General features: G+C 63.0%; 19 protein-coding genes. 7 read left to right on the top strand and 12 right to left on the bottom strand.

Annotation, left to right across the window (positions count from 1 at the left end):
* Positions 1-179 precede the first annotated feature (179 nt).
* Entirely contained in the window at positions 180-2,027 is a 1,848-nt protein-coding gene (locus F3H98_RS10655; RefSeq protein WP_149760124.1) for a monovalent cation:proton antiporter-2 (CPA2) family protein, read from the top strand.
* 118 nt (positions 2,028-2,145) lie between these two features.
* Here F3H98_RS10655 and folK read toward each other — a convergent pair whose 3' ends face one another.
* The 3 genes from folK to F3H98_RS10640 all read right to left on the bottom strand — a co-directional run bounded on the left by folK (position 2,146) and on the right by F3H98_RS10640 (position 4,207).
* Positions 2,146-2,658, bottom strand: coding sequence for a 2-amino-4-hydroxy-6-hydroxymethyldihydropteridine diphosphokinase (folK, locus tag F3H98_RS10650; protein ID WP_149760123.1), 513 nt, complete (start codon positions 2,656-2,658; stop codon positions 2,146-2,148).
* Positions 2,659-2,752: 94 nt separating this feature from the next.
* Entirely contained in the window at positions 2,753-3,580 is an 828-nt protein-coding gene (folP, locus tag F3H98_RS10645) for a dihydropteroate synthase (RefSeq protein WP_149760122.1), read from the bottom strand.
* An 87-nt stretch (positions 3,581-3,667) separates the two neighbouring features.
* Positions 3,668-4,207, bottom strand: coding sequence for a hypothetical protein (locus tag F3H98_RS10640; protein WP_149760341.1), 540 nt, complete (start codon positions 4,205-4,207; stop codon positions 3,668-3,670).
* A gap of 191 nt (positions 4,208-4,398) precedes the next feature.
* Here F3H98_RS10640 and F3H98_RS10635 point away from each other — a divergent pair, with 191 nt between their 5' ends.
* Positions 4,399-5,016, top strand: coding sequence for a DUF922 domain-containing Zn-dependent protease (locus F3H98_RS10635; RefSeq protein ID WP_149760121.1), 618 nt, complete (start codon positions 4,399-4,401; stop codon positions 5,014-5,016).
* Positions 5,017-5,275: 259 nt separating this feature from the next.
* Positions 5,276-7,084, top strand: coding sequence for a phospholipase D-like domain-containing protein (locus tag F3H98_RS10630; RefSeq protein WP_149760120.1), 1,809 nt, complete (start codon positions 5,276-5,278; stop codon positions 7,082-7,084).
* A 59-nt stretch (positions 7,085-7,143) separates the two neighbouring features.
* Here the strand turns inward: F3H98_RS10630 and F3H98_RS10625 are convergent, their stop codons facing one another.
* The 3 genes from F3H98_RS10625 to F3H98_RS10615 form a co-directional block, all read right to left on the bottom strand.
* Positions 7,144-8,166, bottom strand: a complete 1,023-nt coding sequence (locus F3H98_RS10625) for an NAD(P)/FAD-dependent oxidoreductase (protein ID WP_149760340.1) — start codon at positions 8,164-8,166, stop codon at positions 7,144-7,146.
* A gap of 110 nt (positions 8,167-8,276) precedes the next feature.
* Positions 8,277-8,597, bottom strand: coding sequence for a 2Fe-2S iron-sulfur cluster-binding protein (locus tag F3H98_RS10620; protein ID WP_149760119.1), 321 nt, complete (start codon positions 8,595-8,597; stop codon positions 8,277-8,279).
* Positions 8,598-8,726: 129 nt separating this feature from the next.
* Positions 8,727-9,101, bottom strand: a complete 375-nt coding sequence (locus F3H98_RS10615; protein ID WP_149760118.1) for an Hpt domain-containing protein — start codon at positions 9,099-9,101, stop codon at positions 8,727-8,729.
* Positions 9,102-9,395: 294 nt separating this feature from the next.
* On the opposite strand from F3H98_RS10615, the gene F3H98_RS10610 reads away from it, so the two are divergent.
* Positions 9,396-15,257 (top strand): kinesin, encoded by a 5,862-nt coding sequence (locus F3H98_RS10610; RefSeq protein ID WP_149760117.1) that lies wholly within the window; start codon positions 9,396-9,398, stop codon positions 15,255-15,257.
* Positions 15,258-15,375: 118 nt separating this feature from the next.
* Here the strand turns inward: F3H98_RS10610 and F3H98_RS10605 are convergent, their stop codons facing one another.
* The 4 genes from F3H98_RS10605 to F3H98_RS10590 form a co-directional block, all read right to left on the bottom strand.
* Complete coding sequence (locus tag F3H98_RS10605) at positions 15,376-15,981, bottom strand: ABC-type transport auxiliary lipoprotein family protein (protein ID WP_149760116.1); 606 nt, start codon at positions 15,979-15,981, stop codon at positions 15,376-15,378.
* A gap of 77 nt (positions 15,982-16,058) precedes the next feature.
* Complete coding sequence (locus F3H98_RS10600; RefSeq protein ID WP_149760115.1) at positions 16,059-17,432, bottom strand: MlaD family protein; 1,374 nt, start codon at positions 17,430-17,432, stop codon at positions 16,059-16,061.
* Positions 17,433-17,436: 4 nt separating this feature from the next.
* A complete protein-coding gene (locus F3H98_RS10595; protein WP_149760114.1) occupies positions 17,437-18,258 on the bottom strand; it encodes an ABC transporter ATP-binding protein in 822 nt (273 codons plus the stop codon).
* An 8-nt stretch (positions 18,259-18,266) separates the two neighbouring features.
* Positions 18,267-19,448, bottom strand: a complete 1,182-nt coding sequence (locus F3H98_RS10590; RefSeq protein WP_149760113.1) for an MlaE family ABC transporter permease — start codon at positions 19,446-19,448, stop codon at positions 18,267-18,269.
* Between the two features lie 78 nt (positions 19,449-19,526).
* Between F3H98_RS10590 and dgcA the strand changes: the two genes are divergently transcribed.
* Positions 19,527-20,510, top strand: a complete 984-nt coding sequence (gene dgcA / locus F3H98_RS10585) for an N-acetyl-D-Glu racemase DgcA (protein WP_149760112.1) — start codon at positions 19,527-19,529, stop codon at positions 20,508-20,510.
* On the opposite strand, the gene F3H98_RS10580 is transcribed toward dgcA, so the two are convergent.
* Together F3H98_RS10580 and F3H98_RS10575 are read right to left on the bottom strand one after the other, a co-directional pair.
* The gene (locus F3H98_RS10580) at positions 20,481-21,695 is read right to left on the bottom strand and encodes an MFS transporter (protein WP_149760111.1); all 1,215 of its coding nucleotides are present in this window, start codon (positions 21,693-21,695) and stop codon (positions 20,481-20,483) included. The genes dgcA and F3H98_RS10580 overlap by 30 nt on opposite strands.
* A gap of 399 nt (positions 21,696-22,094) precedes the next feature.
* A complete protein-coding gene (locus F3H98_RS10575; RefSeq protein ID WP_188130391.1) occupies positions 22,095-22,916 on the bottom strand; it encodes a UDP-2,3-diacylglucosamine diphosphatase in 822 nt (273 codons plus the stop codon).
* A 123-nt stretch (positions 22,917-23,039) separates the two neighbouring features.
* Here F3H98_RS10575 and F3H98_RS10570 point away from each other — a divergent pair, with 123 nt between their 5' ends.
* Both F3H98_RS10570 and F3H98_RS10565 read left to right on the top strand, forming a co-directional pair.
* Positions 23,040-23,804, top strand: coding sequence for an SDR family oxidoreductase (locus F3H98_RS10570; RefSeq protein WP_149760110.1), 765 nt, complete (start codon positions 23,040-23,042; stop codon positions 23,802-23,804).
* Between the two features lie 171 nt (positions 23,805-23,975).
* Complete coding sequence (locus F3H98_RS10565; protein WP_149760109.1) at positions 23,976-26,291, top strand: NADP-dependent malic enzyme; 2,316 nt, start codon at positions 23,976-23,978, stop codon at positions 26,289-26,291.
* Positions 26,292-26,362: the final 71 nt, after the last annotated feature.

Genomic DNA, 26,362 nt, shown 5'->3' with positions numbered 1-26,362 from the left:
AACCTACACCAACAGTATATTTATATCCTGATTAATATACTCCGACGACGATGCATTTATACCCTCTTCCTCGCGGTTTGCGATTCCTCCGGCCTCAACGTCCAACGCGTCACGATTGCCTTTGCGCGATCGTCTCCTCATAGTCTGGATAACTTGAATGTTAAGAATCTGGAGACCACATGGCAGCGGAAGCGGCGGGGAACGACCTGGTGCAGGTGGTGGTGCTCCTCACGGCGGGCGTGGTGGCCGTGCCGATCTTCAAGCGCCTCGGCCTTGGATCCATCCTCGGCTACCTCGGGGGAGGCCTCCTCATCGGCCCCTTCGGCCTTGGCTTCTTCAGCGATTCGCAAGCAATCCTGCATGTCGCCGAACTCGGAGTGGTGATGTTCCTGTTCATCATCGGACTGGAGATGCAGCCGCTGCGGCTGTGGGGCCTGAGGCGGGAGATTTTCGGGTTGGGCATTCTCCAGGTCGGCCTGTGTTCCGCGCTCCTGACCTGTGTCGGCCTTGCCACCGGCTTTCCCATCGCTGTCTCATTCGTGGCAGGCGCCGGCTTCGTGCTGACCTCAACGGCGATCGTCATGCAGTTGCTGGAGGAAAGCGGCGACACAGCCACGCCGAAAGGCCAACGCATGATCTCGATCCTTTTGCTGGAGGATCTTGCCATCGTCCCGCTGCTGGCGCTGGTGGCGTTTCTGGCGCCGCTTGATCCGAATGCGGCCGAAACAGCGATGCGCTCGCGCTGGATCGATGTCGGCATCGGCCTTGCATCCATCCTCGGCCTGGTGATCGCCGGGCGTTACCTGCTCAATCCCTTCTTCCGCATCCTGGCCGATTCGCGCGCACGCGAGGTGATGACGGCGGCAGCCCTTCTGGTGGTTTTGGGTTCCGCACTCGCCATGCAGCTTAGTGGCCTGTCGATGGCGATGGGCGCCTTTCTGGCTGGCGTCCTGCTGTCCGAATCGACCTTCCGGCACCAGCTCGAGGCGGATGTCGAACCATTTCGCGGCATCCTGCTTGGCCTGTTCTTCATTGCGGTCGGCATGTCGCTCGACCTCTCGGTGGTGGCGGCCAATTGGCGGCTCGTCGTTTTCTACGTCTTCGCCTACATGGTGGTGAAGGCCATCGGCATCTATGTCGTCGCGCGCATCCTGAAATCGAACCACCGCGAGGCGCTTGAGCGCGCAGTGGTGATGGCGCAAGGCGGCGAATTCGCCTTCGTGCTCTATTCCTCGGCGACCGCAGTCGGCATCATCGACGGCGAGGCGAACGCCACACTGACGGCCATCATCATCATCTCGATGGTGCTGACGCCGCTGGCTATCACCGTGCTGCGCTATTTCACACCGAAGGAAGAACCCTCTATGGAAGGGATCGAAGTCGCCGACGGACTGACCGGCAGCGTGCTGGTCATCGGGTTCGGTCGTTTCGGCCAGATCGCCAGCCAGCCGCTGCTTTTGCGCGGCATCGACGTCTCCATCATCGACAACGACGTCGAGATGATCCAGGCCGCGGCGCGGTTCGGGTTTAAGGTCTATTATGGCGACGGCACACGCCTCGACATCCTGCATGCGGCAGGCGCCGGCCGCGCCAACGCCGTGTTGATCTGCGTCGACAAGGGCGAGACGGCGGTCAGGATCGCCGAACTCATGCGCCATGAATATCCCCTACTGCCTGTGCTGGCCCGTTCCTACGACCGAGGGGTTTCGCTTCAACTGATCAATGCCGGCGTCGATTACCAGGTGCGAGAGACCTTCGAATCCGCGCTGCTTTTCGGCCAAAGCACCCTGGTGAAACTCGGCGTGGGGGAAACGGAGGCTGCCGAAATCATCGAGGATGTCCGCCGCCGCGACCATGCGCGCTTCGACGAGCAGTTGGCCGGCATCGACCCCGTCCAGGCGGCGGGCAAGCTGCTGAAAGGCAACTTGCCGGTGCCGACGCCGCTCAGCCAACCACGCCGGCCCGGGCGGGCGCTGAACGAAGAAACTGCTGCCGTGCTTGAGGATGCGGAGAAGGAGCCGACTTAGACCTCATGGCCATAGCATTGAGGGACGCCTGCTTCCACAGGCCGGCGGCCAATACCAGCGCCGCTACAATGCTCAGCGGCGGCGGGTCACGAAAGAACAGAGGATGGCCGCCGCCCTGTCAGCCCTTCCACCAGTCGCGGCCGGGCAGTTTTTCGATGCCGCCGGCGTCCAGTTTCGCCAGATGGCCGGTAACGGGCAGCCCCTCAATCCGGTAGTCGGCGGCGATTTCGGCGAGCGGCACCAGCACAAAGGCGCGCTGCAACATGCGCGGATGCGGCAGTTCGAGGCCCTCCTCGTCAAGGACGCGGTCCCCGAACACCAGGATGTCCATGTCGATCAGGCGCGGCCCCCAGCGTTCGCGGCGGACGCGCTTGAGGCGGCGTTCAGCGTCGAGGCAAAGGTCGAGCAGCCCGCGCGGCGAAAGGTTCGTGCGCAGTTCGGCGGCTGCGTTGAGAAAATCCGGCTGATCGGTCTTGCCCCAAGGCGGTGTACGATAGAGCGATGAGACGGCAACGACACGCGTGTCGGGATCCGCGTCGAGCATGCGCAGCGCCTCGGCCATGGCCTTGGCCGGCTCGCCGAGGTTGCCCCCCAGGCTGAGGAAGACCCGCTCCGGGTTCTTTTCAGACAAGATCGCCTCGCCGCAGCAAGGCTACCTCGGATGCAGAAAAACAGAATCTCTTCAATGGCTTCCGGGTCGTCATTCCTGGCAAATTTTCCATCTTCTAACGCTGCCGCTCGAGCATAGCATCGGCAAACACCAGCGCATCCATGTTCATGCCGACATTGTGGACCCGAAAAAGGTCGGCGCCTTTCAGCCGCAAGATGACGCTGGTGGCTGCGGTGCCGGGATCGCGGGTTTCGGGATCGCGACCGGTAACATGGCCGACCAAACGTTTGCGGGAGGTGCCGACAAGCCAGGGGTGGCCCAGCCGGCGCAACTCCTCGAAGCGTGCCATCAGCTGCAGATTCTCCTCATAGTCCTTGGCGAAGCCGAAGCCCGGATCGAGCACGATCTGCTGTTGCGAAACGCCTGCCAGCCGCGCGATTTCCAGCGACTTTTCAAGGAAAAGAAACTGGTCGGCGATCACGTCGGCGAGTTTTTCTCGATCGCGGCCGGTGTGCATGATGACCAGCCCTGCCCCGGTCTCGGCGGCGACCCTTGCGATGCCCGGTTCGCGCTGCAGGCCATGGACATCGTTGACGATATGGGCGCCGGCGGCGACGGCCACGCGCGCCGTCTCCTCGCGGTAGGTGTCGACCGAGATCAGGATGTTTCCGGCGGACGACAATGCCTCGATGACCGGCAGGATGCGCGCCTGTTCCTCGGAGGCCGTCACCGGCACGGCGCCTGGGCGGGTCGATTCGCCACCGACGTCGATGATTGTGGCCCCCTCGCCGATCATGCGCTCGGCCTGCACGAGCGCAGTATCCAGCACGTCGAACCTGCCACCATCGGAAAAGCTGTCCGGGGTGACGTTCAGAATGCCCATGACCAGCGCCTTGGCGCCAAGATCGAGATGGCGGCCATGCGCCAGTTGCCAGCGTGTCATGTCGAAAGGTCCAGCGCGTTGCGTGCGGCTTCTTGCCGTTGCGCCGGCTCAAAAATCAAGTGGCAAAAGGTACTGGCATCGCCAACGTCAATTCAGGGTGTCGAAGAGGCGGAAGATGAAGGAAATCTGATAGACGAGGCTGGCCACGACGAAGGCTACGTGGAAGCGCCGGTCCGTAACATGCATGGCAACGAGACAGAGCAGTACATAGGCCGGAATGCGGATCATGTATTCCGGTCCGAACTGCTCGAAATGCGCGCGGCCCTTGATCAGCGTGTCGACGAGGTCGAGCAGATAGGACACCGCCAATATCCCGAAGAACCACTGCCTGCGCGACATGAAATAGTCGCGGTAGCCGGTGTATTCGGCGATGTCGTCGGGAAACAGCAGCGCGCAAAGCAGGAATAGAACGATCGTGTAGACGATCAGGAACAGGTAGATTCCGAACGTCCACATCGGTATGCCCGACAGCCAGAATTCCCACCACCAGAAATGCACCAGCATCAGGAGCAGCGAGAAAGCCCAGCCCAGATGCACCAGATCGGGCCGCTGGCGGTGCGGATGCTGGACGAATTTTGCGGCGCCGGCGAGCAGCCGCGTAATGCCGAAGCCAAGCACGATGCCCATCACCACGCGGATATGCAGGAATATTTCAGCTGTCGTCGGATCGGGCTGCACGGCGTTCTCCCGGGCCTGCGGGAAGTCGACCATCCCAAAAAGGAGGCTGCCGATCAACCGGTCGAAAATCGTCGCCCGAACGGGTTTTTTAATTGCCTGGAGAGGAGCGCTGGCGCATGGTCGGCCAAATGAGACCGCGCATGCTTGCTAGACTATCGCTGACTGCCCTTCTCGTTGCCGGCACGGTGTTGCCAGCGGCGGCCGCAAGCGTGAACAAGACCTACAGCTATTTCTCGATCGGCGGCCGCACTCTCGAGGAGATCGAAACGGAACTGGCCAAACGCGGACCGCATGTGAAAAACACCGGCAAACGGCATCCAGGCGCTACCCAGATGGAATTCACCACACGCCTCGCCTATGCGGAGAACACCGGCAGTTGCACCATCGTAAAGGCGTCAGTGAACGTGCGCGCAAAGATGATCTTGCCGCGTTGGGGTCAGCGGGCCGGGGCCGACCGCGATACAACGGTAATCTGGGACACGCTGTCGGCAGACATCAAACGGCACGAGGAAAGCCATGTGGTGATCGCCAAGAACCACGCCCGCGAGCTCGAGCAGGCGCTGAAGGCCATCGGCCGGCAGAAGAATTGCGCGATCGCAGCGACCAAGGCCAAGGCAACCTCCGAAAAGATACTCGCCCGGCACGACCGCGCGCAGGATGAGTTCGACCGGGTGGAAGGCATCAATTTCGAAAGCCGTATCATCCGGCTGCTGCACTACCGGATGGACCGCATCGCTGCCGCCAGGAAGCCGAGATAGCGGCTCCTGAGCAAGCGGATCTTTTGCCATCCGCGGGTCGACGGGAAAACCGCGGCCGGATATTCCCGCCCCGCAAATTTCAACCGGCGGTTTTGCGCCATACACGCAACCACAGAGCGAGCGCGCGGGAAAATTCCGCCGCATCGAGTGCGCCAGCCTGTTGGCGACCGGGTCAAGACCAGAGACGTTCTTCTTCCATCGAAGTAGTTTTTATGTTCAAATAGAAGCGAATTTGCTTCTTTTGTGAGGGGAGGAAGTCATGCATTTTTCTTCGAAGAAAACAGGCGGCTATCGTGTCTTTGCAGTGAGCGGTACGAACACCGTTTCTTTTTCCATAGATTTCAATGGAGCAGACACAAAGGGCCTTCTCGGCTTTGCAGTGGAGCGGGAAGACCCGAAGGAGAATGAACGTTACTTCATGTACGGCTTCAAGGTTTTCGAAACTGTCCTGCCTTCCCCCTCCGAAGACACGACGGTGTCGACATTCAACCATCCGGTGCAAAGCTTCATATGGGACGATTTCACCGGCAAACCGGGCCGCACCTACACCTACTGGTTCTATCCGCTCAAGGGAAAGCCCAAGAACCTCGACCGTTCGGCAAAGCCCATCGAAATCAAGGTAAAGACGGAAGGGCTTTTCACCAGAGGAAAGCATGACGTGTTCTTCAATCGCGGCGTCGCCTCGAGCCAGGCCTATGCCCGCAAGTTCAACAACCTCCCTCCGGACAAGCAGCCGACTGCGAAAAAGCGAACCGAAGCCCTGCAATGGCTGAGCCGCGAACTCGACGAAGCGATGCTGAAGTTCGTCGACAACGCCAAGGCCGGCGACACGCTGCTCGGCTGTTTCTATGAATTCCGCTACGGGCCGGTAGCCGACAGGCTCAAGGCAGCGGCGATACGCGGCGTCAATGTCCAACTGATCGTCGATGCCAAGGTCAATGAATCGACCGACAGCAACGGCAAATTCCACGAGAGTTTTCCGCGAGTCGAAAACCTCAAGCTGGTCGACGCCAAGGGGCTGCGGCCGCAGATCGCGCTTTTGCGCGTCAACAACCCGTCCAATATCCAACACAACAAGTTCATGGTGCTGCTGAAGGGTGCTGCCGCGAAACCCTCGGAGGTGTGGACCGGCTCGACCAACCTTTCCGAAGGCGGCATCCACGGACAGACCAATGTAGGGCATTGGGTGCGCGATGGCGCCGTCGCCACTTCATTCGCGCGTTATTGGAACCTTCTGCTGTCCGATCCGGGCTCAGCCGACGGCGACGACAGGACCACGGCGAGCAAGAAGAAGAAGGTTTTCCGCGAACAGGTCGCCGCACTGGAAGCGGTGCCCGAGGGATGGCCAGCGATCCCCGAGGGCGCGTCGACCGTCTTCAGCCCGCGCCCAGGAAGGTCAGTGCTGGAAATGTATGCGAAATCCATCGACGATGCCGCCGACACCACCTGCATCACGCTCGCCTTCGGGGTCAACAAGGCGTTCAAGGACCTGCTGAAGGACAACACCGCGCAGTCGGCGATCACCTTCCTGCTGCTCGAAAAGCGCGACCTCCCCAAAGCCAACGCCACGACGCCGTTCGTCGTCTTGAAAGCCAGCCACAACGTTTACCAGGCCTGGGGCTCTTTCCTGCGCGATCCGCTCTATCAGTGGACGCGCGAGACCAACGCAATGGGACTCGGCCTCAACAAGCATGTCGCCTATATCCACTCGAAGTTCCTGCTGAAAGACCCGCTCGGCCACGATCCGATCGTCGTCACCGGCTCGGCCAATTTTTCCGATCCTTCGACCAACGACAACGACGAGAACATGCTTCTGATCCGCGGCAACCAGCGTGTCGCCGACATCTATTTCACGGAATTCAACCGGCTGTTCTTCCACTATTATTTCCGCTCGGTGCAGGAGGCGCTCTTCGGCCGCAAGCCGACCGAGGCCAATGCCGCGGCGAACAGCAAATCGAGCCTGTTCCTGCGTGAAGACGACAGCTGGCTGAAAGACTACCGACCGGGGAAGCTGAAGCGCAAACGCATGGAAATGTTCACCCGCATGGCGAACCCCGTCACCTTGTGAGGAGTGGCCGGCAAGCGGTTGACTCAATTGGTAAATCGCCCCCCGGCGATACCCAGCCGTCAGGCTACGCCGAGTTTCTTCTGCAGGCTGGTCGACGAAGTGGTGTACTGGAACACGATCCTTTCGCCGGGGCTGACGATGCGCTTTGCCGCTTGCGCCATCAGCGCCACCTCGTGGAAGCCCGAAAGAATGAGTTTCAGCTTGCCCGGATACCAGTTGATGTCGCCGACGGCGAAGATGCCGGGCACCGATGTCTCGAATTTCTCGGTGTCCACCGGTATGAGGTTTTCGTGGAGATTGAGACCCCACTCGGAAATCGGGCCAAGCTTCATGGTCAGCCCGAAGAATGGCAGCATACGGGTGCAGGGAACCTCGGTATCGCCATCCGGTCCCTTGATGGTTGCCGAAGCAAGCTGACCGTCTGCACCGGAGAGGCCTGTGACCTGCCCGACCTGGAAGTCGAGCTGCTTCATCTCCTGCATGGCGTACATCTTGTTGACGCTGTCGGGCGCGGCGCGGAATTCGGGGCGGCGATGGACCAGGGTGACGCTTTTGGCAATCGGCTGAAGGTTGAGCGTCCAGTCGAGCGCCGAGTCGCCGCCGCCGACGATGACAAGGTCATGGCCGCGGAAATCCTCCATCCGGCGAACGGAATAGAAGACGCTCTTGGCTTCATAAGCCTCGATGCCGGGGATCGGCGGGCGCTTCGGCTGGAATGAGCCCCCGCCGGCGGCAATCACCACGATTTTCGCTTCGATCGTCTCGTTTTCGTCCGTGGTGACGCGGAAACTGCCGTCCTCCACCCTTTCCAGCCCCGAAACCATGCGGTTGTAGGTGAATTGCGGATTGAAGGGCGCAATCTGCTGCATCAGTTGGTCGACCAGGCCCTGCGCCGAAATCTTCGGCCATGCCGGTATGTCGTAGATCGGCTTTTCCGGATAGAGCTCGGCGCATTGTCCGCCCGGACGGTCGAGAATATCGATCAGATGGCATTTCATATCGAAGAGGCCGAGCTCGAACACGGCGAACAGGCCGACAGGCCCTGCCCCGATGATGACGACGTCGGTCTTGGTGGTGTTCATGCTGTTCATCCGGCGATCCTAGGCTCCCAACGCCGCAGTCTTTCAGAAGCGGCGCGGCAAGGCCAGCGGGCCAGCGGCGGAAAGTCTTTGGACGTAAACCGAGGCTGGTTTCAGCCCTGGCGCTCGGGCACCTGCACGACCAGGCCGTCGAGTTCGTCGCTCACCTTGATCTGGCACGACAACCGCGAAGTGGGCCTGACGTCGAAGGCGAAATCCAGCATGTCCTCTTCCATCGCCTCGGGCTCGCCCACGACATCGGTCCATGCCTCGTCGACATAGACATGGCAGGTCGCGCAGGCGCAGGCGCCGCCGCATTCGGCCTCGATGCCCGGCACCGCATGGCGGATGGCGTTCTCCATCACCGTCGAGCCATTTTCGGCCTCGACGTCGAAACGCGTGCCGTCAAAGGCGATGTAAGAAATCTTGGTCATGCGACGGCCTTCTGAAGCACTGTCCCCGAAATTATCCCCCGCCGAGATAATCACTCCGGCGGTCAAGTCAACTGCGGCTGAAAAGCGCCGCGATATGGCGTATTTGCGGGAAAGTCCGCCGAAACGATATCAGCGGCTGATAGCGGCGATGAAGTCGCGGACGTCGTCGATGAGGACTGCGAGGCGTTTCAAGGCTGCGCGGTCGTCGGGAGACTTCTCGATGCGGTCGGCGCAGTCGGCAAGCGTGAAGGCGCCGATGCCGCGAGCCGAACCCTTAAGGCCATGCGCAAGCTGGAACCGTTCGCTGGCGTCGGCTTGCAGTATGCGGTCGCGGACGGCGAGCGCCTGGCCGACAAACAGCGCCAGAACCTCCTGCTCCACCTTGCGGTCGCCGAGAGTTTGGCGACTGAGGTGTTCCAGGTCGATCGGCCGGGACGGCGAAGCGAGCGACGTTTCACCTCCTGGGCGGTCGAGACCGACGGCCCGGGAACCCTGCGATGCCATGGGAAGTCCCACTCCTAAATTTTGGTAGCGATTATCGCTCAAACTACGTCATTCCTGTGGATAGCGGGTTAATGTGTGTCTCTTATAGAGACTGCCGGGTGGCTTGCCGGAAAAAGGCCTAAAAGGCCTGGGGTGTTAACCCTATGTTTAAACTTTTACGCATGTGGCCAAATCCGGGTTTCCTTTACCGGTGTGTCTCACTACGATACGGCAAGACCATAATATGCCACGCGCGCAGCCGACGAGGAACCGGTTTTGGTTCGGCTGCGCCTTTTTGTACAGGGTAATGGCGGCATGGCGCGTAAGACAACGACAACACAGAATCTCGACAGCGACGTCGCCAAGGAACTTGAAGAGGCGCTCGATTTTGACCTGACCGGGAGCGGCGATCTCGACATCGCCGCCTCCATGGAAGATCTGGAAGCGCAGATTTCGCAAGCCGCAGACGAGTTGGCGCGCGAAAGCCGCAACGGAAACAACAAGCCCGCCGCCGCGCAGCCGCCGAAGGCGGAAGCCAGTAGGCCGGCCGCTAAGCCAGCCAAGCCAGCCAAGGCGCCGCTGCCCCAGCCCGAACCGCACCTGCCGATGGGCTTGCGCCCCGCGGACGAACCGATGGGTTTGCGCCCCGTGGACGAACCGGCTGAAAACGGGCGGCCGGCCGGACCCGGATTCGCCCCGGCCAATGACGACCGGCAAAAAGACTTCCGCGCTGCCGTCAACGGCCTCAATCGGCGCTCCTCGAATGCGATCTACTGGATGGTCGCGCTGCTGACGGTCGCCTGGATCGGCGGCGGTCTCCTTTTGGCACAGGCGCTGTTCGGTCCCGAGATCTGGCAGATCCGCAACGGGCAGCAACTCGCCGCCCGCCCCTATCTGGTCCTGCTCGCGGTCGGCACCCTCCTTCCCGTTATCATGTTCTGGGCTTTCGCCGTCATGATGCGCCGCGCCCAGGAAATGCGCATGGCGGCGCGCTCGATGACCGAGCTGGCGTATCGCCTTGTCGAGCCGGAATCGATTGCCCAGGATCGTGTCATGATGGTCGGCCAGGCGGTTCGCCGCGAGGTCGCCGCCATGGGCGAAGGCATCGAACGCACGCTGGCGCGTGCGGTCGAACTGGAAACGCTCGTCCATACCGAGGTCAACGAACTCGAACGCGCTTATTCGCAGAACGAAATGCGCATCCGTACCCTGGTCGATGGCCTCGGCAGCGAGCGCGACGCGCTTATCAGCCACGCGGAGCGCGTGCGCTCCTCGATTTCCGGCGCCCACGAGACGCTGCGCGACGAACTCGGCTCCGCCACCGACATGATCCGTGACAGCATCCTGGCCGCGTCGACAAAGCTGTCGATGACGATCACCGATTCGGGTGGCACGCTGATCGACCGCATCAACGAAAGCGGGCTGTCGATCTACGATTCGATCGACCAGCGCATGGATACGATCTCGGAGCGCATCTCCACCTCCGGCGAAGCCTTCGCCAGCCTGCTCGACACGCGCATCGCAACATTGACCCAGAGCACCGACGACGTCACCCGCTCGCTGTCGCAGATGCTCGACGAACGCGCCACCGGCATGGTTTCGCTGCTTGGCGGCGCCACCGATAGCCTGAATGCCGAACTCGAAACGCGCCTGAGGAGCATCGAGACGACGCTTGCCGAACGCGGCCAGGCGCTTATCGGCGAATTCGAGACGCGTGCCGAAGCGCTGGATACCGGGACGCAGAAGCTCAACGCCGCACTGGAAGCGCGCGCGCGCCAGATCAACGACACGCTGGTCGAGCGTGCCCGCGAGATCGCAACGACCTTCACCGCAGGCAAGCAGGACCTGTCTGCGATGATCGACGAGGGCAAGGCGCTGATCGGCGCCGAGATGGCTGACATTGTCATGTCCACCTCGACCATGCTGGAAGCCCGCGCCTCGGAATTCGCCAACCGTCTCGAAGCCGGCCGCAGCGTGATTGGCCAGGCCTTCGAAGCCGACATCCAGAAACTCGCGGACGCACGCGACGACCTCGACGCCGCGGTGGAAAACAACGCCCAGAAGCTCGCCGAAAGCCGCCAGCGCATGGCTGCGGCCCTGCATGACGACCTGCAGAAATTTGCCGACGGCCGCGCCGAGATCGACCTTGCCATCGGCTCGCACCTGCAGAAGCTGTCCGAAGGACGAAGCCTGCTCTCCAAGGCGCTTGACGACGACCTGCGCAAGGTTACCGAACAGCGCGCGACGATCGACGCGGAACTGGGCACCCAACTGGAGCGGCTGGATGCAGGCCGCACCGCGCTCGCCCGCGCCTTGAGCGAGGACGTCAACAAGCTTGGCCAGACAAGGGCGGCGATCGACGAAACGATCACCACGCATGTCAGCAAGCTTGCCGAAGGCCGCAACATCCTGGCCCAGGCGCTGGAAGCCGATTTGCAGAAGTTGCAGGAAAGCCGTTCCGGCATCGACAACATCGTTGCCGGACAGGTCGCGAAGCTCGCCGAGGGCCGCGACATCCTTTCGCGTGCGCTCGAAGCCGACCTGCAGAAGCTCAACGAAAGCCGCACCGGCATCGACAACATCGTCGCCGGACAGGTCGAAAAGCTGGCTGAAGGCCGCGACATCCTTTCGCGTGCGCTCGAAGCCGACTTGCAAAAGCTCAACGAAAGCCGCACCGGCATCGACAACATCGTCGCCGGACAGGTCGAAAAGCTGGCGGAAGGCCGCGATATCCTTTCGCGTGCGCTGGAAGCCGACCTGGAAAAGCTCAACGAGAGCCGCGCCGGCATCGACGGCATCGTGGCCGGACAGGTGGGCAAGCTCGCCGAGGGCCGCGACATCCTTTCGCGCGCCCTGGAGGCGGACTTGCGCAAGCTGAACGACAGCCGCTCCGAAATCGACGGCATCATCGCCGGGCAGGTCGCGAAGCTGGCAGAGAGCCGGGGCGTGCTCACCAGTGCGCTCGAAGGAGATCTGGAGAAGCTCGCCGAGGCCCGCTCCAGCATCGACGACACGATTGCCGGCCAGGTCGGCAAGCTCGCCGAAGGCCGCAACATACTGACACGGGCGCTTGAAGACGATCTGCGCCGGCTCGGCGACACCCGCGCCGACATCGACAATGCTGTCGTCGCGCATATCCAGACGCTCGCAGACCGCCGCGCCGACATTTCCGAAGCGCTCTCCTCCGACGTGGAGAAGATAGAGGACGCGTTCCGCCGCCAGACCGGCATCATCGAGGAACGCACGGGCACGATGGAACGCGCGTTGGCGACCGGCATCGAAAACGTTCGCGGCGTGCTGGAACGCAGTGCTGGCGCGGTTGCCGGAGCGCTGCGCGACAAAGTGCTGGAGATTACCTCGGCGCTCAGCCAGGAGGCCGACAAGGCGCTCGGCGATGCCGACGATCGGATCGCCCGTCGTGCGGAACAGACGGCCGAAAACCTTGCAATGCGGACTGCCGAAATCGCCCAGACGTTCGACCAGGCCGACGAACGGCTTTCAGCGCGTGCGCTGGAATCGGCCGGCTCGCTGATCAACCGCGTCGCCGACGTCACGCGCACCTTCGAGGAAGCTGACCGCCGCCTCGTGACCCGCGTCGAGGAAACCGCCGACGCAATCGCGGCGCGAGCCGATGTCGTGGTTCAGGCTTTCGACACCGCGGACCAGCGTCTCTCGGCGCGCGCCGAGGAAACCGCGGGAGCACTGGTTGCCCGGGCCGAAGAAACGGCAAGTGCGCTTGCCGCCCGAGCCGAAGAGATCGCCCGTTCGTTCGACGACGCCGATCGCCGCCTCATCGCCCGCGCTGAGGAGACCAGCAACGCCATCCAGGTCAAGGCATCGGAGACCGCCGGCGCGATCGTCGCCAAGGCCGCCGACATCGCCCGCTCGTTCGAAGATGCCGACAAGCAGCTTGCTGCCCGCGTCGGTGAAACAGCCGAGACGCTGCAGGCGCGCGCCGATGCGATCGCCCGCACCTTCGAGGACGCCGACAAGCGGCTTGTCGCCCGCGCCGAGGAAACCTCCGGTGTCATCGCCGCGCGCGCTTCGGAGGCCGCCGGCACGATCGTCGCCAAAGCTGCCGATATCGTCCGGTCCTTCGACGAAGCCGACATGCGGCTTGTGGCGCGGGTCAGCGAAACGGCGTCCTCGCTTGAGGGCCGGGCCGCCGAACTTGCCCGTGCATTCGAAGCCGCCGACCAGCAGCTCGCCGCACGCGTCGACGACACGGCCTCGGCGATAACGGCGCGCGCCGCCGACATCGCCAACGTCTTCGACGAGACCGAGCAACGCATTATCGCCCGGACGCACCAGACATCCGCCGAGCTCGACGCACGCGCAGTCGCGATAGCCGGGGCGCTCGCCTCCGCCGATGAGCGGCTGGCGGCAGGCGTCGACGCGATTGCGGCCCGCGTCGCCGGCCACGCCTCGGACGTGGAAAGCCGCTTCGCGGCGAGCGCCGAGGCGATCGGCCAGAAGCTCAACGACCAGGTCGCCGAAAGCGAGGCGCGCCTTGCCCAGCGCGCCAATGTGATTGCCGAGACGTTCAGCGCCGTCGGCCAGCACATCAGCCAGCGCACCAACGAGGCCGCCAAGTCGATCGGCGAGAACACCCGCGAACTGAACGCCATGCTGGCCAGCCGCTCGTCGGAAATCTCGCAGATCCTCGATGAGACCGCCCGGCCGCTGGTCGCGCGTTTCGCCGAGAGCGGCGGCGAGCTACAGCGGAGCCTGGAAGAGGCCACGCAACACGCAACCGAACGGCTGCGCATGGAGAATGCCGCGCTCGTCAACGCACTGGCCAACCGTACGGCCGAAACGCTGACGGCGCTCGACAGCGCCAAGATGAACCTCGCCGACGGCGTCGGCGCGCTGATCGAACGCCTCTCGCATTCCAACTCACAACTTGGCGAGCTCATCGAAAAGGCGGCGGAGAACCTCACGGGAGTGGACGAGCGGCTGTCCTCGACGACACGCAGCTTCCTGGTGACCACCGAGAAGGCTGCGCAAACCTTCGCCAGCTCGGCCCGGCTGATCGACGCCAATGCCGGCCGGTTGACCGAACTGTCGTCGCACACGCTCAAGGACATCGCCGCGATCGCCGACCGCTTCGACGATCACAGCAAGCTTCTGTCCGGTGCTTCCGACTTGCTCGGCTCGGCGCAGACCAACCTTGCCTCGACGCTCGGCGAGCGGCAGACGGCGCTGGAGGAACTGGCTGTCGGCCTGGTCAAGAAGTCCGAGGACATCGAGCGCATGATGCATTCGTTCGAAGGCATCGTGAGCCGCGCCCTGGAGTCCGCCGAGGGCCGCACCCGCAAGTCGACCGACCAGATCCGCGGCTCCATTTCGGAAGTGGTCGAGGCGGCGACGCAGCGTTTCGCCACCGCAACCGAGGAAATGCGGCGTACAGCCGGCACCATCCGCCAGGAACTGGAGCAGACCCGCGCCGAACTGAAGCGGGGCGTGCTCGACATGCCGGCAGAAGCGAAGGAGTCGACCACGGCGATCCGCCGCGCCGTCACCGAGCAGATCAACGCGCTGAAGGAACTTTCCGAGATCGTTGCCCGTTCGGGCCGCACGGTCGACGTTTCCGAAAGCCGCCGACCGGCAGCAGCCGCACCGCAGCCGCGCCCTGCCGAACCGGCACGCCGGCCGACATCTGCTCCGGCGCCGGTGACCGAGCGTCCGGCCACGCCGGCCGCCCGCAACAGCAACGGACAGCAGCGTCCGGGCGGCTGGGTCAGTGATCTCCTCACCAACGCGTCGCGCGATGAGCCGGAGGCCAAGCCGGCCGGCGCGCCACGGACAGCGGCCAGCCAACGTTCGCCGCTTCATGTGGTCGAATCGCTGAACTCGCTGTCGGTCGATATCGCCCGCGCCATCGATCACGAAGCGTCGATCGAGCTGTGGGACCGCTATCGCCGTGGCGAACGCGATGTGTTCACCCGCCGCCTCTACACGCTCAAGGGCCAGCAGACCTTCGACGAGATTCGCCGCAAGTATCAGGCGGATCCGGAGTTCCGCGCCGCCGTCGACCGCTACTGCGACGATTTCGAGAAGCTGCTAAACGATGTCGCCCGCAACGACCGCGAAAACATCATGACGCAGACTTATCTCACTTCGGATACCGGCAAGGTCTACACCATGCTGGCCCACGCCAGCGGCCGCCTGCGGTAAGCGCATACATAGAGCAATCAAAAAAGGCGGGATGATTTCCCGCCTTTTTTCGTCTCCGCAAAAAGGTCCGAAATGCCACCGGTCGAACGAGGCTGTCTTCGCCGCAACGTTGCGGTGGCTACATCACGCTGGCCGACCAGCGGACGACTTCGCTGGCGACATCGCCAAAGGCGGCGTCGAGCGCCCTGACATAGGCATCGTTGCCGGCGGCGGCGCCGCCCACCGTCGCGCTGGCCTCGAAGGTACGCGAGGCGCGAACCACGCCGTTGCGGTCGTTCAGCACCTTCACGAAAATCTCCACGTCGGCGCGGCTGCCCTGGCCGACATCGATCTGGAAGGAGCGGATTTCCGAAAGCACCTGATAGTCGATGGCAAGGCCCTCGCCCGGCTTGCCGACGCCGGCAAAGCTGCCGGAGCGCTGAAAGGCCTCGGCCAGGCGCGCCTGCACGACCTTTGGCAGGCGGTCGGCCCACTGGGCGCCCTTGAGAAACTGGATGACGCCCGGCGACGGCACGATGACGATGTTCTGGCCGTCGAGCGATTTCAGCGCCGACGGCTCGCCAATCAACACCTGTATGCCACGGCGGTTGCGAGCGGCGTCGGGTGTGGGTGCGGAAAGTTCGTAGGTGTCGAGGGGGGCCGGGCCGCCGCCCGGAAAAAGAGCGCAGCCGGAGAGAACAAGGGCCAGGAACGCTGCCCCGGACAAAAGCTTACCAAATCTCACGTGCGGCTCCCCGGAGACTCAAATGCAAAAGCCTACATCCCTCACGGATTCTCTCTTGCGGGGTGGCGCAAGCGATGTCAACGGCGCGCCCGGCCGTCGAATTGGCGAACCTCGCCGTCTCCACCGCTCAATATGCGTTGCGGGTTGCGTTCGAGGTCGCTGACGGCTTGCTCGATGCGATTGATGGACCGCCGGCTGTCCACCGCCAACGCCTCGATCTCGCGCAGGCCCTGATTGGAGAAGCGGGCAAAGCCATCGGTGATGGTGCCGAGCCGCTTGTTCAGCGTATCCGCTACTTCCTTGAATGATTTCAGCGTCGCACTGGCGTCGGCCATCACGCCCTGCGCCTCGCCGGAGCCGAGCAGGCTGTCGACCTTGGCCAGAACGCCATCGACCCGCACCGAGGCCTGATTCAGGCGCTGCGTCAGTTGCTGGGCGTCCGAAATCATCTGGTCGATGTCGTCGGCACGATCGCCGAATTTATCCGTCACCTTGGCCACCTCCTCGGCGACACGATTGGCGGTTTCGCTGGCCTTGCCGATGTTGGAGAGCGCCTCGCGGACAGTCCCCGGATCGACCGCGCCGATGACGCCATCGACCTTGTCGAGCGTGGCCGTCGCCTTGCCGGCGAATTGGTTCACCGAACTTACCGTGGTGTCCACGTTGGCGATGATCTTTTCGAGATCCTGGCTCCTGTTGCTGAGGCTCTTGGTGAAGGTCTCGACATTTGCAACGATCGTGGCGACCCTTTCCCGATCTACCGAACGCAGCAATTGCTCCGCCGCATCGAGCGTCCCGTCGAGCTTGCCGGAGACACCCGCCAGTTCGTCGGAAAGGGCGCTCACGCTTGACAGGAACTTCTGCACGCCGTCGGCATTGGCGGCCAGCGCGTCGGAAAACTTCTGCGCGTTCTGGACCGTTTTGGTCAACGGCCCACGGGCATCGCCGACAAATCCTTCAAGTTGCGTCAGCACGCTGTCGGCGCGCTTGAAGATATCCTGGGCGGTTTGCAGAAGGTTGGTCACCGCCGACGGATTGGCGACGATCTCGGCGACTGTGCCGTTCGCCTCGGCTTCATCGAGGATGTTGGGCTCCTTGGAAACCGCGCCTTTCAGCTCGATGTTGGCCTGGCCGGTGAGGCCGGCAAGGCCGATGTCGGCCTGCGTCGAACGGGTGATCGGCGTATAGCGGTCGACGATCGTATCGGCGATCGCGACGCTCGGATTGTCGACGTCGATGAAGACGCGGCGAACATCACCTACCTTGACGCCGTTGAACAGCACAGCGCTGCCCCGCGTCAGTCCGGAGGCCGAGCCCGGAATGCGGACGCGCAGTTCGATCGTCTCGCCACGGTCGCCGATGGCAGCCGTCCAGTAGACGAAACCGAAAGCCGCGAGAATCGCGGCCAGCGTGAAAATACCGACAATGACGTAGTTGGCTTTGGTTTCCATGCGCCTAGTTCCTCGCCGCGAGGTCGAGTTGCCGCGCCCTCTTGCCGCGGAAGTAGGATTTAACCCAAGGTTCTTCGCTTGCCAGCATGTCCTTCACGGTGCCTTCCACAAGGACTTTCTTGTTTCCGAGCACCGCTATTCTGTCACAGACCGAGAACAGGCTGTCGAGGTCATGCGTGACCATATAAACGGTCAATCCCATCGTGTCCCGCAACTTGGCGACAAGTTCGTCGAAATCCGCCGCACCGATCGGGTCGAGGCCCGAGGTCGGCTCATCGAGAAAGACTATATCCGGATCAAGCGCCAGCGCACGTGCGAGCGCCGCGCGCTTGATCATGCCACCCGAAAGTTCGGAAGGGAATTTCACCGCCGCGTCGCGCGGCAGCCCGACGAGCTCGATCTTGAGCAGGGCCAGTTCGTCCATGAGTTTCTTCGGCAGATCCAGATATTCGCGCATCGGCACCTGCACATTCTCCTGCACGGTAAGCGCCGAGAACAGCGCCCCGTGCTGGAACAGGACGCCAAGCCGCATGTCGAGCCGCTGGCGGTCGAGCTCGTTCGCCTTGTCAACGTCGATGCCGAAGAGCTTGATTGCGCCGGCCTTTTTCTTGTTGAGACCGAGAATAGTGCGCAGAAGCACCGATTTGCCAGCGCCGGATGCGCCGACGAAGCCCAGAATCTCGCCCCGGTAGATATCGAGCGACAGCTTGTCGAGCACCACCTTGTCGCCGAAAGCGACCGTGACGTCGCGCGCCGACAGAACGACCTCGTGCTCGCCGTTCGACCGCGGGGCGTCTTCTATGATGGTATTTTTCCTACCGAGCATCCGCCGCCCTAAAAATCGATCGCCGCGTAGAACATCGCAAACAATCCGTCGACGATGATGACGACAAAAATGGACTTCACCACCGACGACGTCACATGGAGGCCCAGCGATTCGGCGCTGCCACCGACCTTCATGCCCTCGACCGAACCGATGATGCCGATGATCAGCGCCATGAACGGGGCCTTGATAAGACCCGCGAAGATCGTCGAAACATCGATGCTGGCGCGCATGCGGTCGATGAAAGCTTCCGGTGGAATGCCGGAATAAAGCCACGAGACGGCGATCGCCCCGCCGATCGCCGCGAAATTCGCGGCAATGGTCAGGCAAGGCAGCGCGATCACCAGGGCGACGAGGCGCGGAAACACAAGGACGCCGACCGGGTTCAGGCCGATGACGGTCAGCGCGTCGACCTCTTCGCGCATCTTCATCGAGCCGATTTCGGCTGTGATGGCGCTGCCGGAGCGGCCGGCGATCATGATGGCGGTGAGCAGGACGCCGAGTTCGCGCAGCACAAGGATGCCGACCAGATCGACGACGAAAATCTCGGCGCCGAAGTAGCGCAGTTGGAAAGCGCCTTGCTGGGCGACGATGGCGCCGACGATGGCCGACATCAGGAGGACGACGGGTATGGCGCCGACGCCCATGCGGTCTATCTGGGCGACGATCGCCGCGAGATTGACGGCATTGCCGCGGCCAAGCTTCATCTGCGCGCCGCGTATGGTCGACCCCAGAATGTACATGCCGGCGATGAAATCGTCCCGGCCGGCATATACGCCGCGCCCGAGCGTTTCGAGAAAGCGGATGAAGATGTTGTCGCTAGCCGGCGCCGCCGGGGCTTCCTTGCCCCTCGTCGCTTCCGCCACTGCATGAAGCAGGATGCCGGCAGCCTCGCTTTCGCCGACCACAGTGGTCTCGACGCCGCGGGCCGCGTTGGCCGCGATCAGGCGCTCGACAAGCCAGGCGCCAGCGGTGTCGATGCGCTGGATGCCCGAAATGTCCAATGTCATCTTTCTGACGTCGCCACGCAATTCGAGCGCACGCACATCGTGGTCGACAAAATGCACGCGGCGCGTCGTCCAGTTGCCCGAAAACGCGACAGCCAGCCCGTCCTTGTCCTCGCGGACATTGACCTCGGGCTGATTCTGCGCGTCCGGCGTGCGGCTTGCTTGCAGCGGAGCATCATTCAACATGGCGTGGAGTCTTAACCCGCCGCCTGCGGTCTGTCACTTTGTGCGGAACCTAGCGCACTGATTCCAAGGAAGAAAAATATGCCGCGTGACATTTCCGTCCAGGCCGAGCGTTTTCCGATCGCCGGAACCTTCACCATTTCGCGCGGCTCGAAGACGGAAGCCGAGGTGTTGACCTGCACGATCACCGAGGGAAAGCACGGCGGGCGCGGCGAATGCGTGCCCTACCGCCGCTATGGCGAGACGATGGAAAGCGTGCGCCAGGCGATCGAGGCCGTGCGGGCAGATATCGCGGGCGGCGCCGACCGCAACGCGCTGCTCTCCATCATGCCGGCTGGAGCTGCACGAAACGCGGTGGACTGCGCGCTCTGGGACCTCGAGGCGAAAATCTCCGGCAGGCGCGTCGCCGAAAGCATAGGCAAGGCAAAGCCGAGCCCGCTGACGACAGCATTCACGCTGTCTCTCGGCGAGCCCGAGGCAATGGCGGCGCAAGCCCGGGCCAATGCCGGGCGGCCGCTGCTCAAGGTGAAGATCGGCGGCGATGGCGACATTGCCCGCATCCGCGCCGTCGTCGAAGCGGCGCCCGACAGCAGGATCATCCTCGATGCCAACGAGGGCTGGAGCGACGCCAACATCCGCGAAAACCTGACGGCGGCCGCCGAACTTGGAATCGTGCTGATCGAACAGCCCCTGCCCGCCGGTAAAGACCAGATTCTGCGGGAGATCACGCATCCCGTGCCCATCTGCGCCGACGAAAGCGTCCACACCGCCGAGGGACTCGAAGCCCTGAAAGGGCTTTACGACGCGGTCAACATCAAGCTGGACAAGGCCGGAGGGCTGACGGCTGCGATCGCATTGCGCGACCGGGCCCGCGACATGGGCTTCGGCGTCATGGTGGGCTGCATGGTCGGCACATCGCTGGCGATGGCGCCGGCGGTGCTGCTGGCCCAGGACGCCGATTTCGTCGACCTCGACGGACCCCTACTGCTGGCGCAAGACCGTTCGCCGGGACTGGTCTACGAAGGGTCGATGGTGTCAGCGCCAGAGGCCGCGCTTTGGGGCTGAGCGGCGCGCCATGATGCCAAGGCCGAGGCCTCCCAACGCAACGGCGGCCATCACGTAGAAACCAGACTGCGCCATCGCCTCGTAAATGGGACCGGACAACAGCGTCATGATGGCCAGGCCGAAACCGCTGGCGAAAAAGTTGATGCCCTGGGCTGCTCCCGTCCGGGCTTCCGAAACGGTCTCGGCGATCATTTTCTGCAGGCTGAGCAGGATCAGCCCGGTCGACACCGCATGCAGGGCCTGCACGAGGAAAAAGCCGAAGACGCCGAGGCCCAGCGGCCAGATCAGCGGAAACGCGATCCAGCGGACCATCGCGGCGATCGAAGCGAGCATCAGCGTTGTGGTGGCCGGCACCCGGCCAAAGAGCCGCGTGAACACCATGAACATGCCGACTTCGGCAACCACCGCGAATGCCCATAGAATGCCGATCGTCGAATCGGAAATGCCAAGCGATTTCCAGTAGATGGAGACGAAAGCGTAGAGAAGGGCGTGGCTGGCGACGGTGACACCGGCGCTGGCGACGAAAAACAGGAAGTAAGGCCGCATCAGCGAGGGCGCTGCTTCCGGAAGGTCGGCGGTCGAAAGCGGAGAAGCAAGCCGCGGGCGGCCGAGGCGCGGCGCCAGGAAAGAGACAGCAAGCCCGACCGCCAGCCCCACCGAGATCATAACCGGTACGATCTGCTCACTGGTCTGGGCGATGATGACGCCACCGAAAAAATTGGCGCAGAAGAAGATCACCGAGCCCCAGATGCGCATTTTCGAATAGTCGCAGCCGAACCGCCGCACGCCCGACAGCGCCAGCGAATCGACCAGCGGCGAATGCGGCGTCCAGACGATTGCCAGAAGCAGCGAAACGCCGAGCACGATGCCGTAGGTCGGCGGCAGGAAATAGCCCGACGATATCGCCAGGGATGCGCCGCAAAGCCCGATCAGCACGTCGGCCCGATCGTTGGCCCGGTCGGCCAATGTCGAGATGATGGGCGTGGTAACGACGCGCAGGAACATCGGCGCAGCAAGGATGACCGCGATCTCTTCGGCGTTGAAGCCGTTCGCTTCGAGCCACACCGGAAAATAGGGAAGATGCACGCCCGACGAAATGAAGATCGCCATGAAGATCAGCGAAATGCGCAACTCGAAATGGCGCGGTTTGATAAGCTGTTCGGGCGTGAGCGGCGGGAGCGACATCGAGGAAGGCCGGAAGGAGCAGGCACGGGCAAGCAGCATGGTTTGCCAGCTGCAGGCTCCCATAACATGATGGCCGCGGGCGCGATACCGGTGGCCTAATCGATTTATGTCAACAACCCGGACGTTCGAAACAATCGGCTGACACATGCGTTGGCGGATCGGGCGTGCAGGCTGGCCGCCGCCGGACGCGTGCGTGATCGCCGGGCTTCCGCGTCAGTGGAACAACGATTTGCCGCTCCGAAACCTTGCGCCCCGCGCCGGCTTCAAAACAACCGAGCACGCCGAGCCGCACGGCGTGACGGGACGCCGGCGAGAGTTCCGGCAAACCCGCCGGCATGGTACCAAACGACTGCATTCCTGCCCGAGAGATATTCCGGGGTTTCGGGCACATAGCCCACCTCAGGCCGCTTCCGCGGCATCGCCGTCGATGACGACGGGAACGAACCTGCCGCTCGAGGCCGGCACGTCGGCCAGCACATGCGCCCAGTGGATGATTTCCATCGAGCCGTCGAAATGTTCGGCTATCGCCGTACAGCTTTCGACCCAATCGCCGGTGTTGACGTATTCGATGCCTTCGATGCGCTCCATTGCGGCGTGATGGATATGGCCGCAGATGACCCCGTCGACATTGGAGCGGCGCGCCTCCTGGGCGACGATCTGCTGGAAATGGCTGATGAAGTTGACGGCTTTCTTGACCTTCACCTTCGCCCATGAGGAAAACGACCAGTAGGGCATGCCGAAAAGGCGGCGGAACCGCGCGACCACCCGGTTGACGATGATGGCGGCGTCGTAAGCCTTGTCGCCGAGATAGGCGAGCCAGCGGACATTGTGGACGATGGAATCGAACTGATCGCCGTGGATGACCAGGAAACGCCGGCCGTCGGCTGTTTCGTGGATGGCGCGATCGGCAACCACGATGCCGCCGAAATGGGTGCCCTGGAAGTTGCGCAGGAATTCATCGTGATTGCCGGCGATATAGGTGATCCGGGTGCCCTTGCGCGCCTGGCGCAGCAACTTCTGCACGACGTCATTGTGCGTCTGCGGCCAGTGCCAGGAGCGGCGCAGCCGCCAGCCGTCAACGATGTCGCCGACCAGGAAGAGCGTCTCGGCCTCATGATGGCGCAGGAAATCGATCAGGAACTCCGCCTTGGCCGGTTTCGAGCCAAGATGGACATCGGAGATGAACAAAGTGCGGAAATTGCGTGTCTTGTCGCAGGACATCGAGCTTTCCCAACCGGTTGCGGCGCGTTTGCTATGCCCCGATTCATGCAACAGGCGTATGACGGTTGCGGCTGAAGCGTCGGCCGCGATAGGTTGCCGCAGCATCGTGAAAAGGAGTGCATCATGGATCTCGGCATCCGGGGAAAGAAGGCGATCGTCTGTGCGTCGAGCAAGGGGCTCGGCCGCGGCTGCGCCACCGCGCTGGCTGAAGCCGGCTGCGATATCGTGGTCAACGGACGCGATGCAGACACCGTTGCCGCAACCGCCGCCGACATTCGCCAGCGTTTCGGCGTGACGGTAGCGGAAGTGCCGGGCGATGTATCGAAACCCGAAATCCAGAAGGCGCTGCTCGCCGCCTGCCCGCAGCCCGATATCCTGGTCAACAACAATGGCGGCCCGCCGCGCCGCGACTTCGCGGACCTGACGCGCGCGCAGATTCTCGAAGGAGTGACCAACAACATGGTGACGCCGCTGGAACTCATCCAGGCGGTCATCCCAGGCATGGCGGAGCGCGGTTTCGGCCGTATCGTCAACATCACATCGCTGTCGGTCTACATGCCGATCCCCGGCCTCGACCTGTCGTCCGGCGCGCGGGCCGGGCTGACCTCGTTTCTCGCCGGCGTCGCCCGTACCGTCGCCGACAGAAACGTCACCATCAACAGCCTCCTGCCCGGCAAGCTCGATACCGAGCGGCTGCGCGGCGCAAACCGCGCCGGGCACGAGCTTGCCGACGACGAAAAGAAGATGCTGGCCGATATTCCTGCAAAGCGCCTGGGAACTCCGGAAGAATTCGGCCAGATCTGCGCATTCTTCTGCTCGGTGCATGCCGGCTACCTGACCGGGCAGAACATCCCGGTCGACGGCGGCAGCTACGTCAGCGCGTTTTAAGGTCACGCCGTGCGCGCCAGCCATTGCGCCCTGACTGAGATTTTGGGGGTAACCGTTTGCAACAATATGCTTTTCCGCCGCACCTGTTCGGAAGGCTTTTTGAGGCATGGCACTCGCCAATATGATTTCGCGTGCTAAAACCGGAGAGAAAACCGCAGAGGAGCTCGCTGGATGAACATCGAGAACAAGAAGGCCGAGCTCTCGGACTTGGACGAGGCAGCGCTCTTCTTCCACAAGCACCCGACGCCCGGAAAGCTTGAAATCCAGGCGACGAAGCCCCTCGGTAACCAGCGCGACCTGGCGCTCGCCTATTCGCCGGGCGTTGCTGCTCCCTGCCTTGCGATCAAGGACGATCCGGCGACGGCCGCCGACTACACGGCGCGCGGCAACCTCGTCGCCGTCATTTCAAACGGCTCGGCGGTGCTCGGTCTCGGCAATATCGGCCCTCTCGCCTCCAAGCCGGTGATGGAAGGCAAGGCCGTCCTGTTCAAGAAGTTCGCCGGCATCGACGTCTTCGACATCGAGATCGACGCGCCTGAGATCGACCGGATGGTGCAGACGGTGGCGGCGCTCGAACCCACCTTCGGCGGCATCAACCTCGAAGACATCAAGGCGCCGGAATGTTTCGAGGTCGAGGAACAGCTGAAGGCGCGCATGGCCATTCCTGTGTTCCATGACGACCAGCACGGAACCGCCATCATCGTCGCAGCGGCGGTGCTGAACGGGCTCGAATTCGCCGGCAAGAAAATCGAGGACATCAAGATCGTCACCTCAGGCGCCGGGGCGGCAGCGCTTGCCTGCCTCAATCTGCTGGTATCGCTTGGCGCCAAACACGAGAATATCTGGGTCACCGACCGCCACGGCGTCGCCTTCAAGGGCCGCCTGGAAGAGATGGACCGCTGGAAGGACCCTTACGTCAAGGAGACCAACGCACGCACGCTGGCGGACGTGATCGGCGGCGCAGATGTTTTCCTGGGATTGTCGGCCGCGGGCGTGTTGAAACCCGAACTCCTGGCCGGCATGGCTGAAAAGCCGCTGATCCTGGCGCTCGCCAATCCGACGCCGGAGATCATGCCGGAACTGGCGCGGACGGCGCGGCCCGACGCGATGATCTGCACCGGGCGTTCGGATTTTCCGAACCAGGTCAACAATGTTCTGTGCTTCCCCTACATTTTCCGCGGCGCGCTGGATTGCGGCGCAACCGCCATCAACGAGGAAATGAAGATGGCAGCGGTGCGCGCCATCGCGGCGTTGGCGCGCGAAGAGCCTTCCGACATCGCGGCGCGCGCCTATTCCGGCGAGACGCCGACCTTCGGTCCGGATTTCCTCATCCCCTCGCCTTTCGATCCAAGGCTGATCCTGCGCATTGCGCCGGCCGTTGCCAAAGCCGCCTGCGAAAGCGGTGTCGCCAAGCGACCGATCGAGGACTGGCCGGCCTATCTCGACCGGTTGAGCCGCTTCGTATTCCGCTCCGGCCTGGTGATGAAGCCGGTGTTTTCGGCGGCCAAGAGCGCCAACGCCAAGCGCGTGATCTATGCCGACGGCGAGGACGAGCGGGTGTTGCGCGCCGCGCAAGTGGTGCTTGAGGAAGGCACCGCGCTGCCGATCCTGATCGGCCGCCCGCATGTCGTCGACGTCCGGCTGCGCCGCTATGGCCTGAAGATCAGGCCGGGCATCGACTTCGAACTGATCAATCCGGAAGACGATCCGCGCTATCGCGGCTATGTCGACCTGCTGATCGAGCTTGGCGGGCGCCGCGGCGTCACGCCGGAAGCAGCGCGCACCATGGTGCGCACCAATACCACTGTGATCGCCGCGCTGGCGCTGAAACGTGGCGACGCCGACGCGATGATCTGCGGGCTGGAAGGCCGGTTCGAGCGGCATTTGCGCAATGTGCAGTTGATCATCGGCCCGCGCGCCGGCGTCACCGACCGCGACCTGTCGGCGCTGTCGATGCTGATCACGCAGCGTGGCGTGGTTTTCTTCACCGACACCTATGTATCGGTCGACCCCTCGGCGGAGGAAATCGCCGAGATGACCGTGCTTGCCGCCGAGGAGATCAGCCGCTTCGGCATCGAACCGAAGGCGGCGTTGCTTTCGCACTCGAATTTCGGCTCGCGCGATTCGGCCAGTGCATTGAAAATGCGCGAAGCAGCAGCGATTCTGCAGCGCATCGCGCCCAAACTTCAGGCCGATGGCGAGATGCACGGTGATTCAGCGCTTTCGGAGCAGCTCCGCCACCGTGTCAACCCGCACTCGACGCTGAAGGGCGAAGCCAATCTCCTGGTGTTCCCGAACCTCGATTCGGCCAACATCGCTTTGACCACAGTCAAACAGATGATGGACGCGCTGCATGTCGGGCCGATCCTGCTCGGCGCGGCCAAGCCGGCGCATATCCTGACCCCATCGGTCACCTCGCGGGGCGTTGTCAACATGACGGCGCTGGCGGTGGTGGAAGCCGCGCAGCAGGCGCAGAACCCCGCCTGACATAAATGCGGCAGACAGCCGGTAACCATGCCGTTCAAGCCGGGATTAACCCGGCGGCTGGTAGGGTCTAG

It is taken from the genome of Neomesorhizobium albiziae, from assembly GCF_900114255.1.
Lineage (GTDB): Bacteria > Pseudomonadota > Alphaproteobacteria > Rhizobiales > Rhizobiaceae > Neomesorhizobium > Neomesorhizobium albiziae.
This window is presented reverse-complemented; position numbering and strand designations above follow the sequence as displayed.

Bases quoted from the DNA above. Each gene is read 5' to 3' on its own strand.
- F3H98_RS10655 (WP_149760124.1), top strand. From the start codon at position 180: ATGGCAGCGGAAGCGGCGGGGAACGACCTGGTGCAGGTGGTGGTGCTC.
- folP (WP_149760122.1), bottom strand. From the start codon at position 3,580: ATGACACGCTGGCAACTGGCGCATGGCCGCCATCTCGATCTTGGCGCC.
- F3H98_RS10640 (WP_149760341.1), bottom strand. From the start codon at position 4,207: ATGGGCATCGTGCTTGGCTTCGGCATTACGCGGCTGCTCGCCGGCGCC.
- F3H98_RS10635 (WP_149760121.1), top strand. From the start codon at position 4,399: ATGCTTGCTAGACTATCGCTGACTGCCCTTCTCGTTGCCGGCACGGTG.
- F3H98_RS10630 (WP_149760120.1), top strand. From the start codon at position 5,276: ATGCATTTTTCTTCGAAGAAAACAGGCGGCTATCGTGTCTTTGCAGTG.
- F3H98_RS10625 (WP_149760340.1), bottom strand. From the start codon at position 8,166: ATGAACACCACCAAGACCGACGTCGTCATCATCGGGGCAGGGCCTGTC.
- F3H98_RS10620 (WP_149760119.1), bottom strand. From the start codon at position 8,597: ATGACCAAGATTTCTTACATCGCCTTTGACGGCACGCGTTTCGACGTC.
- F3H98_RS10615 (WP_149760118.1), bottom strand. From the start codon at position 9,101: ATGGCATCGCAGGGTTCCCGGGCCGTCGGTCTCGACCGCCCAGGAGGT.
- F3H98_RS10610 (WP_149760117.1), top strand. From the start codon at position 9,396: ATGGCGCGTAAGACAACGACAACACAGAATCTCGACAGCGACGTCGCC.
- F3H98_RS10600 (WP_149760115.1), bottom strand. From the start codon at position 17,432: ATGGAAACCAAAGCCAACTACGTCATTGTCGGTATTTTCACGCTGGCC.
- F3H98_RS10595 (WP_149760114.1), bottom strand. From the start codon at position 18,258: ATGCTCGGTAGGAAAAATACCATCATAGAAGACGCCCCGCGGTCGAAC.
- F3H98_RS10590 (WP_149760113.1), bottom strand. From the start codon at position 19,448: ATGTTGAATGATGCTCCGCTGCAAGCAAGCCGCACGCCGGACGCGCAG.
- dgcA (WP_149760112.1), top strand. From the start codon at position 19,527: ATGCCGCGTGACATTTCCGTCCAGGCCGAGCGTTTTCCGATCGCCGGA.
- F3H98_RS10580 (WP_149760111.1), bottom strand. From the start codon at position 21,695: ATGTCGCTCCCGCCGCTCACGCCCGAACAGCTTATCAAACCGCGCCAT.
- F3H98_RS10575 (WP_188130391.1), bottom strand. From the start codon at position 22,916: ATGTCCTGCGACAAGACACGCAATTTCCGCACTTTGTTCATCTCCGAT.
- F3H98_RS10570 (WP_149760110.1), top strand. From the start codon at position 23,040: ATGGATCTCGGCATCCGGGGAAAGAAGGCGATCGTCTGTGCGTCGAGC.
- F3H98_RS10565 (WP_149760109.1), top strand. From the start codon at position 23,976: ATGAACATCGAGAACAAGAAGGCCGAGCTCTCGGACTTGGACGAGGCA.